The organism is Microbacterium pygmaeum (genome assembly GCF_900100885.1).
GTDB lineage: Bacteria > Actinomycetota > Actinomycetes > Actinomycetales > Microbacteriaceae > Microbacterium > Microbacterium pygmaeum.
Genome location: NZ_LT629692.1, coordinates 3,281,823 through 3,296,473 on the forward strand (window position 1 = coordinate 3,281,823; position 14,651 = coordinate 3,296,473).

The window sequence follows — 14,651 nt, forward strand, 5'->3', positions numbered from 1 at the left end:
GGCCGCCCGGGTCACTCGCCGCGCTACGCCCCGTAGACCGTGTGGTCCACGACGTGCATCGCCCGCGCGGCATCCGTGATGCTCCCCGACAACGACGGGTAGACCGCGAACACGCGCGAGACCTGGTCGACGGTCAGTCGACGCTCGACCGCGATCGCGATCGGATAGATCAGCTCGGATGCCCGAGGGCCGACGATCACGCCGCCGATCACGGTTCCGCTGCCCTGACGGGCGATCAGCTTGACGAAGCCGTCCTTGATGCCCATCATCTTCGCGCGGGGGTTCGAGGCCAGCGGCAGCTTCTTCACGACGCCGTTGATGAGCCCGTCGGTGATGTCCTTCTCCTGCCACCCGACGGTCGCGATCTCGGGAGCGGTGAAGATGTTCGAGGTGATCCGGCGTCGTTCCAGCGGGATCACGACGTCGCCGAGGGCGTGGAAGACGGCGGTCCGGCCCTGCATCGAGGCGACGGAGGCCAGCGGAACGAACGTCGTGCAGTCGCCCGCTGCGTAGATGTTCGGCACGGAGGTGCGCGCGACGCGGTTTACCTGGATGTGGCCGGACTCGGTCATCTGCACGCCCGCCTCCTCCAGCCCCATGCCGGCGGTGTTCGGGATCGATCCGACGGCGAGCAGGCAGTGGCTGCCCTCGACGGTGCGGCCGTCGGACAGGGTGACCACGACACCGTCGCCGTCGCGCACGACCTTGTCGGCGCGCGACTTGGAGAGCACCGTCATGCCGCCGCGCTTGAAGACCTTCTCCAGCACGGCTGCGGCATCCGTGTCCTCCCCCGGCAGGACCTGATCGCGGCTGGAGATCAGTGTCACCTTGGCGCCGAGGTTCATGTACGCCGAGGCGAACTCGGCGCCGGTGACGCCGGAGCCGACGACGATGAGGTGCTCAGGCAGCGCCGCCATGTCGTAGAGCTGGGTCCAGGTGAGGATCCGCTGCCCGTCCGGCTTCGCGCTCGGCAGCTCGCGCGGCGATGCGCCCACCGAGATCAGCAGCGTGTCGGCCTCGACCCGGTCGAAGTCCGTCCCGCCGGGTCCGGTCGAGACGACGACCGCGTTGTCGCTGTCGAGGCGTCCGTGACCGGCGATGATGCGCACGCCGGCGTCGACGAGCGAGGCGCGCATGTCATCCGACTGCTGCCGCGCGAGCGAGAGCAGCCGCTTGTTCACGGCCGCCATGTTGATCGCGATCTCGGGCTTGAGCGGTTTGCCGTCCTTGCCGCGCGCGAACAGCTGCACGCCCAGATCGCCCGCCTGCGAGATCGCCACGGCGGCGTCCGCGGTGGCGATCAGTGTCTTCGAGGGAACAACGTCGGTGATGACCGCCGAACCGCCGATGCCGGCGCGCTCGACGACGGTGACCTCCGCCCCGAGCTGGGCGGCTGCGAGCGCAGCCTCGTAGCCTCCGGGGCCGCCACCGATGATCGCGACGCGCTGGGTGTTCTCGAAGCTCAAGGACATGCCTCCATCCTCCCAGCACGCGCGGCCCGACACGACACGTCCATCCGGGGCCGTCTGGCCCCGGCACCGCCGGGTTCCTAGAGTGGGGGCATGTCACACGCCATCAACCCCCTGGACGACCCCGCTGCAGACCCGTTCGAGATCGCCGCGCAGGCCGCGGACGACATCGCGCGGCTGACCGGCGTGCCCCGGCACGACATCGCGCTGACGCTGGGCAGCGGCTGGGGCAAGTCCGCGGAGCTCGTGGGCGAGACGACCGCGTCATTCCCTGCGACGGAGGTCACCGGGTTCAGCGCGCCGGCCCTGGAGGGCCACGTCGGCACGCTTCGCAGCGTGCTGACACCGCGCGGCAAGCGCGTGCTGGTGATCGGCGCGCGCACGCACTTCTACGAAGGCCACGGACCGCGCCGCGTCGTGCACAGCGTCCGCACCGCCGCGGCGACGGGTGCGCGCACCATGGTGCTGACCAACGGGGCCGGCGGCATCCGGCACACGTGGAAGCCCGGCACGCCGGTGCTGATCAGCGACCACATCAACCTCACCGGCGCGTCGCCGCTCGAGGGCGCGACCTTCATCGACCTGACCGATCTGTACTCGATGCGCCTGCGCGATCTTGCGCGCTCGATCGACCCGTCGCTGGATGAGGGCGTCTACTGCCAGTTCCGCGGCCCGCAGTACGAGACGCCCGCCGAGGTGCAGATGGCGAAGATCATCGGCGGCCACATCGTCGGCATGTCGACCGCCCTCGAGGCGATCGCCGCCCGCCAGGCGGGCATGGAGGTGCTGGGCATGTCCCTCATCACGAACATGGCCGCAGGCATCCAGACCACCCCGCTCAGCCACCAGGAGGTCATCGAGGCGGGTCGCGAGGCCGAGCCCGTGATCTCGTCCCTGCTGGCACGCGTGATCGGGGCGATGTGAGCGGGCCTCTCGAGGCGGCGCGAGCGTGGCTCGCGCAGGATCCCGACGGGCAGACCCGCGCGGAGCTGCGCGATCTGATCGAGGGGGCGGATGCCGCAGACCCCGGCGCCCTCGCTCAGCTCGACGACCGATTCGGTTCGCGTCTCGCGTTCGGCACCGCCGGCCTGCGCGGTGAGCTGGGCGCGGGCAGCAACCGGATGAACCGGGTGCTGGTGGCCCAGGCAGCCGCCGGGCTCGCGGCGTTCCTGCTCGAGCGGTCGGCCGACGCCGGCACCCCCAGCGTGGTGATCGGCTACGACGGGCGGCGCAACTCGGATGTCTTCGCGCGCGACTCGGCCGAGATCTTCGCCGGCGCTGGCCTGCGGGCGATCCTGCTCCCCCGCCTGCTGCCGACACCGGTGCTGGCCTTCGCGGTGCGCCACCTCGCGGCATCCGCCGGCGTCATGGTCACCGCCAGCCACAACCCGCCCAACGACAACGGATACAAGGTGTATCTCGGGGGCGCAGATCAGGGCGCGCAGATCGTCTCGCCCGCCGATACCGAGATCGCGGCGCACATCCAGCGGGTCGCCGACGGCGGATCCGTCGGAGCGCTGCCGCGCTCGCTCGGTTACGAGATCGCGCCGGAATCCGTCGTGGACGCCTATGTCGAGGCGACGGCCGCGATCGCCCCGGCGCCGGAGGGCTCGGCGGGGCTGCGCTGGGTGTACACGGCCATGCACGGGGTGGGCTGGGAGACCTTCGCCCGGATCCTGGATGCCGCGGGCTACCCGCGTCCCATCGCCGTCGAGCAGCAGATCCATCCGGACGGGTCGTTCCCGACGGTCGCGTTCCCGAACCCCGAGGAACCGGGGGCGATGGATCTCGCCTTCGAGACCGCCCGCAACGCGAACGCCGACCTGGTGATCGCGAACGATCCCGATGCCGACCGCCTCGCCGTCGCAGTCCCGGACCCGCATGCCCACGGCGGGTGGCGCCGGCTGACCGGCAATCAGATCGGGTTGCTGCTGGGCTGGCGCGCCGCCCAGGCGGTCAGCGACGCCGGCTTCGAGCCGGGAGCCTCGCTCGCCTGTTCCCTCGTCTCGTCGCCCGGGCTGAAATCGGTGGCCGATCACTACGGGCTCGACTTCCACAACACGCTGACGGGCTTCAAGTGGATCTCGCGCGCGCCGGGCATCGTCTTCGGGTTCGAGGAGGCGCTCGGCTACCTCGTGAACCCCGACATCGTGCGGGACAAGGACGGCATCTCGGCCGCGATCGCGATGCTCGGCATGGTGGCCGAGGCGCGCGGACGCGGCATGAGCCTCGCCCGACTCTCGGCGGAGTTCGACGCGACCTTCGGATTCTTCGCGAGCGACCAGATCTCGGTGCGCGTCAGCGACGTCTCCAAGATCGCGCACATCATGGCCGCGATGCGCCAGCGCCCACCGGCATCCATCGGCGGCATCGCCGTCGAGCGGATCGACGACCTCCTCCAGGGCGTCGACGACCTGCCGCCCGGCGACGTGCTGCGCCTCTGGCTGTCGGATGGATCGCGCATGATCGTGCGGCCCAGCGGAACGGAGCCGAAGCTGAAGATCTACCTCGACGTGCGCGGCGACAGCGCGGACGACGCGAAGCGGCGCGTGGAGAACATCGGCGAGGGCGCACGCCGGCTGCTGGAGGAGATCGGCTGAGGACGCGCACTGATTAGGCTCGGGGCATGCTGCTGCGCGACCCGGTCACCCTCGAGAACGCGTTCGTCCGGCTGGAGCCGCTGTCGGCCGATCACGCCGATGATCTCGCAGCCGCGACCATCGGGCTCGAGCACGCCTGGTACACGTCGGTGCCGATGGCCGAGGGGGTGCCCGCCGACATCGCGCAACGGCTCGCCTGGCGCGATCAGGGCGTGATGAACCCTTGGTCGGTGCGCCGGCTGGATACGGGTCGCGTCGTGGGGCTGACGACGTTCTGCAACATCGATCAGCCGAATCGGCACGTCGAGATCGGGTACACCTGGATCGGGGTCGAGGCGCAGCGCAGCGCTGTGAACACGGCATCCAAGCTCCTCCTCCTCGGCCACGCGTTCGAGCGGTGCGACGCCATCGCGGTCGAGTTCCGGACGCACTGGCACAACCGGCAGTCGCGCGCGGCGATCGCGCGACTGGGCGCCAAGCAGGACGGCGTGCTGCGCAATCACCGGGTCGGGCCGGACGGGACGCTCCGCGACACCGTCGTCTTCTCGATCATCCACTCGGAGTGGCCCGCCGTGCGGCTGGGGCTCGAGGAGCGCCTGCGGCGCGGGTGACCCCGATCCCTCTGCGCTCCTCGCCGAGGCTCCATCGTTTTCGCAGAGCCGGCGCGGGGTTGGGGCGTGTTCGTCTCTCCGGGGCGCAGAAAAAGCGCCCCGACGGATGAAACTCGCCCCGGAACGGAATGTCGAACACTCGCCGTGACGGGCGGAGGCAGACCCGCCCGCCGCGGACCGTCGATCCCTCCACATCCGGCAGCGCATGATCGAGTATCCCCGAACCGGCCGGATGCGCCCCGAACGAACGCGCAACGACGCGATCGTGGCGACATGGATGCGATCCCGATTCATCGACTCGACGATCTTCTCGCCGCGGGCTATTCGGGGCGCCGCGTGAGGACAGCACTGGCCAGCGGCACATTGGTTCGAGTCCGTCCCGGGTACTACGCTCGCGGTGAATCGTGGGCAGCCGCCAAAGCTGAGGCGCGGATCCTGGCGCAGGCGAACGCGCTCATGCAGGCATCGACGACCCGGCCGATCTTCTCGCACGAGACCGCCGCCGCCCGACACGGTCTGCCGCTGCTTCGAGCAGCACAGGATCGCGTCCATGTGATCGTCGCACCCGAGCGGCCCGGCGCTGCCGTCGGTGTCGTCCGTCACCGCGGCGTTCTCGATCTCGAGGACGTCGTCGAGGTCGACGGCATGCTGTGCACGAGTCTTGAACGCACCGTTGCAGACATCTCCCGCACCGCAGCATTCGAACAGTCTGTGACGGTCGCGGATGCAGCGCTGCGCCGCGTAGCCGTGCCGCGGAACGGCACGTACCTCGCTGACCGCGCCGCGGAGTTCATCGAATCTGCTCGCGCGATCGCCGCGCGCTCGGCGCACGGCAAGACGCGCGCCATGCGCGCTCTCGAGTTCGCAGATGGCCGCGCTCAGTTGCCCGGAGAGAGCGTGAGCCGTGTCCGGTTGTACGAGTTGCGCTTCCGCGATGTCGACCTCCAGGTGCACGTCGCCGGTCCGCGAAACAGCGACTACTACGTGGATTTCGGCCTCGTCGCGGAGCGCGCCTTCGGCGAGTTCGACGGCCAGATCAAGTACGTCGACGGCCGGCTCGTGGACGGCCGGACCAGCGCGGAGCTCTTCGACCGCGAGAAGCAGCGCGAGGACTGGATACGCGGAACGACGCAGTGGCGGTACGTCCGGTGGGGGTGGCCGCACGTGCGCACGCCCGCTGCTCTTGCCGAGCGGCTCGCCGCTTTCGGCATCCGACCATCCGAGTGACATCTGCGGGCCGTCGGTATCGCCCGACCGCGATTCGCGCTCCACTGACCACGTCGGTGTGCGGCATCCGTCCAGTAATGGCTGGTTCGGGGCGCCATTGTGTTGTCGGGGCGCACGATATGCGCCCCAAACGAAAACGCACGCCCCGAACGTCGACTTAACGGTCGAAAAGCGCCCCAGACGCGGGAAGACGGTCGAAAAGCGCCCCAGACGCGGGAAGACGGTCGAACCGAGCCCAAACTGACGACGAAGAGCGGATGCCGCGGCTCAGCCGTCGATCACCGCGACGAGCTCGTCCAGGAACGACGGGAAATCAGTGCCGCGGCGCACGATCCGCTGCACGCTCTCGCGCTCGGAGAACACCTCGACGAACTGCTCGAACACCGTCTGGAACGCCTCGCGGTCGGTCTCGGAGAACGCCACGAGTGCGACGACCTGCACCCGGCCCTCGCCCCACGGGATCGAGGGGTCCGCGATCCCGATCGCGATCGCCGTCCGCGTCGCGGTCATGCCCATCGCGTGCGGCACCGCCAGGGCGTCGGTGAACGCTGTCGAGGAAAGCTGCTCGCGCTGGATCGCACGCTCCAGATAGTCCTCCTCGATGACGCCGTCCGCGACGAGGGGTCCGCCGAGGGTGCGGATCACCGCCGCTTCTCCGGCCTCGCCGTCCAAGCCCCGCACGAACGCGGCGGGCATGAAGTACCCCTCGATCTCGGTGCGCAGGCGTGCGAGCCGCCTCGCCCGCCGGATCCGCGCCGCCGCGGTCTGCACGCGATCGACGTCGGCGTCGGTGAGGAATGGCTGGATGCGCACGATCCGATCCCCCGCGATCGCCGGGTCGATCGTGGTGAGCACGAGATCGGTGTCGATCGATGCCCAGTCCGGGTCCACCCGCGTCTCCACTCCGACGACCTCGATGGCCTGGCCGAGCGAGCGGTCCACCGATGAGCGCAGCAGCTCGTGCAGCTCGTAATAGCCGGGGCACACGATCGTCGCGGTCAGCAGCTGATCCGACCGCCTGCTGCGCTCCAGACGCCCGCCGACGTGCATGGCGATGTAGGCGATCTCATCGTCCAGCAGCGGGATGCCCAGACGCTGCTGCAGGCCGCTCGCGATGAAGACCGCGACCTCGAAGATCATCGGGTAGCTCGACTTCAGCGACTTGGTCAGCGGGTTGCGCGACCACGCCTGCTCCTTCGAGCGGTGCAGCAGGTTCTGCACGTGCAGCGCCAGGCGCAGCACGAAGTCCTCGTGCGCGATGTCGACGAGGAACTCCGCCGCGGCGGTCTCGACGACCTGTCGCACGGCGCCCTCGACCGCCGGGTCCAGCCGTGACCGAGCGTGCTCGCCCGGCGCGGCGGTGCCCGGGGCCACCACGCGTGTGAGGACCAGCGTCGACAGGTGCTGCAGGTCGCCGGTGCCCAGGCGAACGCCGAGGTGCTTCTCGGCGAGGCGCTCGAGGATCGCGGCGACCTCGACCTGCGCCGGCCGTACCTCGCCGCCCGCCCCGTCCAGCCCGCGATCGTGCGCGACGCGGTCGGCGGCGATGGCGATGTGCATCACGACGTCGGCGATGCCGTACTCGTTGACGAAGTAACCCAGGGCGCCGAGTTCGGCGACCAGGTCGGTCTTGAAGGGCCCGAACGCCGCGGCGCCGACCGACCCCTCGCCGAGCGTGCGCCGGAGGGCGACGAGGTCGAACGAACCGGCATCCATCTCGTCATGAGCGAGCTTGCTCAGCAGGCGTCGCTGGGCCATCTCGGTTCCGCGCAGCCGGGCCCGCGCCGCCGAGCGCTCCAGGGTGAGCTCCGTGCCGCCCAGGAGACTGCGCACCCGGGCGAGGTCGGCATCCAGGGTCGCCGGACTCACGTGCAGCGTGTCGGCGGTCTCGAACACGTCGATTCCGTCGTCCGCGGCCAGCAGCGAGCGCACGAGCGTGTGCAGCCGGTCCCGGGGGGTCGCCGCATCCGCTCCCCCGTTCGCCTTCAGCGCTGCCGAGGCCTCGGTACCCGCCCGGTATCCCTGCGGGCCCGAATCGACGGCCGACCCGGTCGGCACACGCCCGTTGAGGGCGGTGACATACGAGCGGATGCTGCGCGGCGTGACACCCAGGCTGTCGGCCAGTGCGCCTGCGGTCACCCACTCCCCGTCGCGCGTCAGGAGCGCGAGGAGGCGATCCTGCCTCGCTCTGGTCACTGGGGGCTCCTTCGCGAACGTGTGTGCTTCAGTCAACCACGCGCGAAGAACCCGATGCCGGTGCCCGAACCCCTTTCCGCCCCCGCGGAAAGATCACTGGTTGTCGGCTCCCAGCATTCTCACAAGAATGGGCTCATGGAGGCGGGTCGATGCAGATCCTCGTAGTGTGCGGTGCCGGTGCGTCCAGCACCTTCGTCGCTCAGCGTGTGCGCCATGCGGCGCACGATGCGGGTCTGCCGTATTCCGCCTTCGCCGGTACCGAGCTGTCGCTCCCGATCGACCTCGATGCCGCGGACGTCGTGCTGGTGGGACCACACCTCGCCCATGCGATGGACCGCATTCAGCGGGACGCCGCAGCCCGCGGCACGACCGTGGTGCTGCTGCCCGCCGACATCTTCACGGATCTGGACGGCAGCCGGACGCTGGCCCTGGTCCGCGAGGCGGTCGGACCGGCCGAGGAACGAACTCTGGAGAGGAACTGAGATGCCCAGCATCACCCGAACAGTGCGGATCGGGTCCGCCCACGGCCTGCACGCGCGGCCGGCGAAGATGTTCGCGCAGGCGGCGAAGGACTCCGGTCTGGCAATCACGATCACCAAGGGGTCCGGCAAGCCCGTCAACGCCGCGAGCATCCTGGGCGTGATCGCGCTGGGCATCGAGCAGGGCGACTACGTCACGCTGATCGCCGACGGCGAGAACGCCGAGGCGACCATCGACACGCTGAGCGAACTGCTCACCACCGACCACGACGCGGAGTAGACCATGACCACGGAGCACATCTCATGACCGAACTTCGCGGAGTAGGGATCGGACTCGGCATCGCCCAGGGCCCGATCGCGCGCATGGCAGAGCCCCTGCCCGCCCCAGCGGACTCCCCGAGCGAGCGCAGCGCCGACGAGGAGCATGCCAGGGTCACCGCCTCCGTCGCCGCCGTCGCGCGCGAACTCGAGGAGCGCGGCGCACAGGCCGGCGGCGCTGCCCGCGACGTGCTCGAGGCGCAGGCCATGATGGCCGAGGATCCGAGCCTGGCCGATGAGATCCAGACACGGCTGGCCGACGGCAAGACCGGCGAGTGGGCCGTCTTCGATGCGTTCGCGTCGTTCCGCGACACGCTGACGGCCATGGGCGGCTATCTCGGCGAGCGCGCCGCAGACCTCGACGACGTCGCCCAGCGGGTCATCGCCAACCTGCGGGGTGTCCCCGCGCCGGGCGTGCCCGATCCCGGGCATCCGTTCGTCCTGGTCGCGAAGGATCTCGCTCCCGCCGACACGGCGCTCCTGGACCTCGACAAGGTCCTCGCGCTGATCACGACCGAGGGCGGCCCGACCTCGCACACGGCGATCCTGGCGCGCGAGAAGTCGATCGTCGCCGTGGTCGGCGCGGTCGATGCCGGCTCCCTCACAGACGGTGAGACCGTGATCGTCGATGCCGCCAAGGGCGTCGTGACGACCCAGCCGACCGCCGACGAGCTCGAGCAGGCCCAGCACCGCGCCGATGCCCGCGCGTCGGCGGCCTCGGCGCCCATCACCGACGGGGCGCTCGCGGACGGCACCCCGGTGCCGCTGCTGGCCAATCTCGGCAAGCCCGAGGGAGCGGCCGAGGCCGTCACGCTGGGGGCCGAGGGGGTCGGACTGTTCCGCACCGAGTTCCTGTTCCTGAGCTCCAGCCAGGCCCCGACCGTCGAGCAGCAGCGCGAGTCGTACACGCAGCTGCTGGCAGCCTTCCCGGGCAAGAAGGTCGTCGTCCGCGTGCTCGATGCCGGTGCCGACAAGCCCCTGGCCTTCCTCAACGACGCGCACGAGGAGAATCCGGCGCTCGGGCTGCGCGGCATCCGCGCCCTCCGCGCGAGCGAGGACATCCTGCGCGAGCAGCTGACGGCACTCGCCGAAGCGGATGCCGCGACCGACGCCGACCTGTGGGTGATGGCGCCCATGGTGGCGACGGTCGAGGAGACCGCGTACTTCACCGCACTCGCCCGCGATTACGGCATCAAGACCGCGGGCGTCATGGTCGAGGTGCCCTCTTCGGCGCTCCTGGCGGACCGGATCCTCATCGACGCGGACTTCGCCTCGATCGGCACGAACGACCTGACGCAGTACACCCTGGCCGCCGACCGGCTCCTCGGCTCGGTCGCGGCGTTCCAGGACCCGTGGCATCCGGCCGTGCTGCGCCTGATCCGCGAAGTCGGTGACGCCGGGCGCACGCTCGGCAAACCGGTCGGCATCTGCGGCGAGGCGGCGGCCGACCCGCTGCTGGCCGTGGTCCTGGTGGGCCTCGGCGCCACCAGCCTGTCGATGGCTCCGACGGCCCTCGCCGATGTCCGAGCATCGCTCCTGCAGTACACCATCGACGACGCGCGAGCCATCGCCGCCGCCGCCCTCGCCGCCAATGACGCGGCATCCGCCCGAGACGCGGCGCGAGCCGCCGCACCCGAAATGAAGGAGACACAGCCATGACAACGGCGTCAGCGCCCCCCAAGGGCACCAGTTCCGTCCGAGTCGGAGTCCAGCGCTTCGGCACGTATCTGTCCGGCATGATCATGCCGAACATCCCCGCGCTCATCGCGTGGGGAATCTTCACCGCGTTCTTCATCGAGGTCGGCTGGACCCCCAACGCCGACCTGGCGACGATCGTCGGGCCGTTCATCCACTACCTGCTGCCGATCATCATCGCCTACACGGGCGGCACGATCGTCTACGGTGTCCGCGGCGGCGTCGTCGCCTCGATCGCGGTGATGGGCGCGATCGCCGGCTCCGACAAGCTGATCGCCGACTTCAACGCCGCCCTGCCAGAGGGCGCTTCGCAGCTCGGGCAGGTGCACATGTTCATCGGCGCGATGATCATGGCCCCGCTGGCGGCCTACACGATGAAGTGGCTCGACTCGCTGTGGGACGGCAAGATCAAGGCCGGCTTCGAGATGCTCGTGAACATGTTCTCGGCCGGCATCTGGGGCTTCGTGATGGCCGTCGTCGGGTTCTACCCGATCGCATGGCTGGTCAACGGTCTCATGCAGATCCTCAGCAACGCGGTGGACTGGCTCGTCTCGGCGAACCTGCTGCCCCTGACGAGCATCATCATCGAACCGGCGAAGGTCCTGTTCCTGAACAACGCCATCAACCACGGTGTGCTGACGCCCCTGGGCATCCAGCAGGCGACCGAGGACGGATCCTCGATCCTCTTCCTGCTGGAGGCCAACCCCGGACCCGGCCTGGGTCTGCTGCTGGCCTTCGCGTTCTTCGGCCTGGGCGCCGCACGCGCCTCGGCTCCCGGCGCGGCCCTGATCCAGTTCGTCGGCGGCATCCACGAGGTGTACTTCCCGTACGCGCTGATGAAGCCGATGGTCATCCTCGCCCTGATCGGCGGCGGCATGACGGGCGTCACGACGAACATGCTCCTGGGCGGAGCGCTGCGAGCACCCGCTGCCCCGGGCAGCATCATCGCGGTGCTCGCCCAGACGGCCAGCGGGTCGTACTTCGCGGTGATTCTCTCGGTGATCCTCTCGGCGGGCGTGACGTTCGTCATCGCGGCGATCATCCTGCGGGCCTCGCGCAAGCGAGACCTGGAGACGATGGCGGCCACCGATGACGCGTTCGGTGCGGCCATCACCCAGACCGAGGCCGCCAAGGGCAAGTCCTCCGATGCGCTGAGCAACCTGCGCGGCGGGGCGGCGACCTCGGCCGGCGGCGGCATCGAGCCGGCCGTGATGACCGAGCGTGAGATCAAGAACATCGTGTTCGCCTGCGACGCCGGCATGGGCTCCTCCGCGATGGGCGCGAGCGTCCTGCGCAACAAGATCAAGAAGGCGGGCATCGAGGATGTGACGGTCGTCAACAAGGCGATCGCGAACCTCGACGGCTCGGCCGACCTGATCATCACGCAGAACCAGCTGACCGCCCGGGCGCGCCAGCAGGCGCCCAACGCGGTGCACGTGTCGGTAGACAACTTCATGAACTCGCCGAAGTACGAGGAAGTCGTGGACCTGGTGCGCGACCAGCATCAGGATGGTGTCTAGGCGCTGAGATCGCCGTGGGGACGGGTGGCGCGATGCCCCCGGCCCCACGGCTCTCCGCGTCCGCGGCGTGAACCCTGCAGTCCCCAAGAGAAAGAGCACACCATGTCCCGTGACGTACTGAGCGTCGGCCAGGTCCGCATCCACTCCGGCAGCGCGACCCGCGAGGAGGCCATGAAAGAGGCCGCCGACATCCTCGAATCGGCCGGCGCGGTCACCAGCGCCTACTTCGACGCGATGCAGCAGCGCGAGGAGACCGTCTCGACGTACATGGGCAACGAGCTGGCGATTCCGCACGGCACCAATGAGACCAAGCACACGATCCTGGACTCCGCCCTCTCGGTCGTCCGCTACGACGGCGGCGTGGACTGGGGCGGCGAGCCGGTGACCTTCGTCGTCGGCATCGCCGGCAAGGGCGATGAGCACCTCGAGATCCTCTCGCAGATCGCGATCCTCTTCTCCGACGAGGACGACGTCGCGAAGCTGAAGAAGGCGCAGACCCCGGAAGAGCTGTACGCGCTCGTCTCGGCCGCGGGCGTGTGATGAAGGCCGTCCACTTCGGCGCCGGCAACATCGGACGTGGGTTCGTGGGCCTGCTCCTGCACGAGGGGGGCTACGAGCTGGTCTTCTCCGACGTCGCGGCCCCGCTCGTCGACGCGATCAACGCCGTGCACGAATACACCGTGCACGCGGTCGGCGAGGGCGGCGGGGATACCGTCGTGACCGGCTTCCGCGCGATCAACAGCGCCACGCACCCCGACGAGGTCATCGAGGAGATCGCCGGCGCCAACGTCGTCACGACCGCGGTCGGCCCCACGATCCTCAAGTTCGTCGCACCGCACATCGTCGCGGGCCTCGCCCTGCGCGACCCCGCCTCCCCCCCGCTGCAGATCATGGCGTGCGAGAACGCGATCAACGCCACCGACCTGCTGCGCGACGAGGTCCAGCAGCTCGCCGGCGACGCGTGGGACGCCCTGGCCGCTCGTGCGGTGTTCGCGAACACCGCCGTCGACCGGATCGTGCCCGGCCAGCCCGAGGGCGCGGGTGTCGACGTGACCGTCGAGCCGTTCTACGAGTGGGCCATCGAGCGCCCCCCGTTCGGGGACGACCCGCCCTCGATCCCCGGTGCGCACTTCGTCGACGACCTCGCGCCGTACATCGAGCGGAAGCTCTTCACGGTCAACACCGGCCACGCCGCGACCGCATATCTCGGCGCCCGCGCGGGCGTCGAGAGGATCTCCGATGCACTGGCCGACGACGACATCGCAGCCCATGTCGCCGCTGCACTCGAGGAGACCTCCGCCCTGCTCGTGGCCAAGCACGGGCTGGATGCCGACGAGCTGACGCAATACCGCGAGACGATCCTCCGCCGATTCCGCAACCCTGCGCTGCCCGACACCGTCTGGCGCGTCGGCCGTCAGCCTCTGCGCAAGCTCTCGCGGCACGAGCGCTTCGTCGGCCCTGCCGCCGAAGCCGCCGAACAGGGGCTCGCCGTGGACGGACTGGTCGGTGCCATGGGCGCAGCGCTGGAGTTCGACGACCAGGAGGACGCGCAGTCGGTCGACCTGCAGCGGCTGCTGCGCGAGCAGGACGCGGCATCCTTCACCGCCTCGGTGACCGGGCTGGAGCCGGAGCATCCGCTCTTCCCGCGGGTCGAGGCGATCGTGCGCGCGAGGCAGGCCGAGCTCGCATAGCCTTGCGGGGTGAGTGACCGCGCAGCATCAGACGGCGAGCGAGCGGATGCCGCACCCGTCGCACCTCCGAAGCGGCGCAGACTCCGCCGCATCCTCGCCTGGGTGTTCGGCTCGCTCGGCGCGCTGATCCTCCTCGCGGTCGTCGGATTCCTGCTGTACGCGAATATCGGCGTGATGGCGGCCGATCCCGATGACCTCGCGGCCGTGCGGGCCGATCCGTCGATCAGCCTGACCGACGCAGGCGGCGCCTGGGTGATGGCACCCACCGCGGGCGCAGGCGACACGGGGCTGGTCTTCATCCCGGGAGCGAAGGTCGATCCGCTCGCCTACGCGGCGACGCTGGCCGGCGTGGTCGACGACGGTGTGACGGTCGTCATCACGAAGCCGACGCTGAACCTGGCGTTCTTCGATCTGAGGCCGCTGTCGGCCTTCACCGATCTGGTGCCCGGCATCGACGCCTGGTCGGTCGGCGGGCACTCCCTCGGGGGCGTCAAGGCATGCCAGCTCGCCGAGGATGCCGACGGCCTCGTCCTGTTCGGCAGCTACTGCGCGAACGACCTGTCGGGGACCGAGCTGCCGGCGCTCAGCATCTCGGGCAGCCAGGACGGCCTGTCCACTCCGCAGAAGATCGACGACGCGAAGCACCTCCTCCCCGCCGACGCTGAGTTCGTCGTCATCGAGGGCGGCAACCACGCCGGCTTCGGCGCGTACGGCCCGCAAGCCGGCGACGGCGAGGCGACGATCCCGGACACCGAGATCCGCGCCCAGATCACCGACGTCCTCGGACCCTTCCTGCTCGAGACCGTCCCGCAGTCGCAGTGACCGCGGGCAGCCCGGCTCGGAGC

At 70.0% G+C, this 14,651-nt stretch carries 13 protein-coding genes; 11 read left to right on the forward strand and 2 right to left on the reverse strand.

Annotated elements, in window-relative coordinates:
- Window positions 1-23: 23 nt before the first annotated feature.
- Complete coding sequence (locus BLT19_RS15750) at window positions 24-1,472, reverse strand: NAD(P)H-quinone dehydrogenase (RefSeq protein WP_091492217.1); 1,449 nt, start codon at window positions 1,470-1,472, stop codon at window positions 24-26.
- A 90-nt stretch (window positions 1,473-1,562) separates the two neighbouring features.
- On the opposite strand from BLT19_RS15750, the gene BLT19_RS15755 reads away from it, so the two are divergent.
- From BLT19_RS15755 to BLT19_RS15770, 4 genes are all read left to right on the forward strand, one after another.
- Window positions 1,563-2,393, forward strand: a complete 831-nt coding sequence (locus BLT19_RS15755) for a purine-nucleoside phosphorylase (protein WP_091492220.1) — start codon at window positions 1,563-1,565, stop codon at window positions 2,391-2,393.
- A complete protein-coding gene (locus tag BLT19_RS15760) occupies window positions 2,390-4,069 on the forward strand; it encodes a phospho-sugar mutase (RefSeq protein WP_091492223.1) in 1,680 nt (559 codons plus the stop codon). The genes BLT19_RS15755 and BLT19_RS15760 overlap by 4 nt, the downstream gene beginning before the upstream one ends.
- Window positions 4,070-4,095: 26 nt before the next feature.
- Window positions 4,096-4,680 (forward strand): GNAT family N-acetyltransferase, encoded by a 585-nt coding sequence (locus BLT19_RS15765; RefSeq protein WP_091492226.1) that lies wholly within the window; start codon window positions 4,096-4,098, stop codon window positions 4,678-4,680.
- Window positions 4,681-4,953: 273 nt separating this feature from the next.
- Window positions 4,954-5,907 (forward strand): type IV toxin-antitoxin system AbiEi family antitoxin domain-containing protein, encoded by a 954-nt coding sequence (locus BLT19_RS15770; RefSeq protein ID WP_091492229.1) that lies wholly within the window; start codon window positions 4,954-4,956, stop codon window positions 5,905-5,907.
- A 267-nt stretch (window positions 5,908-6,174) separates the two neighbouring features.
- Here the strand turns inward: BLT19_RS15770 and BLT19_RS15775 are convergent, their stop codons facing one another.
- Window positions 6,175-8,103 carry a BglG family transcription antiterminator gene (locus tag BLT19_RS15775; protein ID WP_091492232.1) on the reverse strand — a complete coding sequence of 643 codons (1,929 nt, stop codon included), beginning with the start codon at window positions 8,101-8,103 and terminating at the stop codon, window positions 6,175-6,177.
- Between the two features lie 149 nt (window positions 8,104-8,252).
- Here BLT19_RS15775 and BLT19_RS15780 point away from each other — a divergent pair, with 149 nt between their 5' ends.
- From BLT19_RS15780 to BLT19_RS15810, 7 genes are all read left to right on the forward strand, one after another.
- Window positions 8,253-8,585: a PTS sugar transporter subunit IIB gene (locus BLT19_RS15780; RefSeq protein WP_091492234.1), complete on the forward strand. Its 333-nt coding sequence runs from the start codon at window positions 8,253-8,255 to the stop codon at window positions 8,583-8,585.
- A gap of 1 nt (window position 8,586) precedes the next feature.
- The gene (locus BLT19_RS15785; protein ID WP_091492237.1) at window positions 8,587-8,862 is read left to right on the forward strand and encodes an HPr family phosphocarrier protein; all 276 of its coding nucleotides are present in this window, start codon (window positions 8,587-8,589) and stop codon (window positions 8,860-8,862) included.
- Between the two features lie 23 nt (window positions 8,863-8,885).
- Window positions 8,886-10,559 (forward strand): phosphoenolpyruvate--protein phosphotransferase, encoded by a 1,674-nt coding sequence (gene ptsP / locus BLT19_RS15790; protein ID WP_091492240.1) that lies wholly within the window; start codon window positions 8,886-8,888, stop codon window positions 10,557-10,559.
- A complete protein-coding gene (locus tag BLT19_RS15795) occupies window positions 10,556-12,115 on the forward strand; it encodes a PTS mannitol transporter subunit IICB (protein WP_091492243.1) in 1,560 nt (519 codons plus the stop codon). The genes ptsP and BLT19_RS15795 overlap by 4 nt, the downstream gene beginning before the upstream one ends.
- A gap of 102 nt (window positions 12,116-12,217) precedes the next feature.
- Window positions 12,218-12,655 carry a PTS sugar transporter subunit IIA gene (locus tag BLT19_RS15800; protein ID WP_091492246.1) on the forward strand — a complete coding sequence of 146 codons (438 nt, stop codon included), beginning with the start codon at window positions 12,218-12,220 and terminating at the stop codon, window positions 12,653-12,655.
- A complete protein-coding gene (locus BLT19_RS15805) occupies window positions 12,655-13,806 on the forward strand; it encodes a mannitol-1-phosphate 5-dehydrogenase (RefSeq protein ID WP_091494205.1) in 1,152 nt (383 codons plus the stop codon). The genes BLT19_RS15800 and BLT19_RS15805 overlap by 1 nt, the downstream gene beginning before the upstream one ends.
- A 9-nt stretch (window positions 13,807-13,815) precedes the next feature.
- A complete protein-coding gene (locus BLT19_RS15810; RefSeq protein ID WP_231917689.1) occupies window positions 13,816-14,628 on the forward strand; it encodes an alpha/beta hydrolase in 813 nt (270 codons plus the stop codon).
- The last annotated feature ends 23 nt before the right edge of the window (window positions 14,629-14,651 follow it).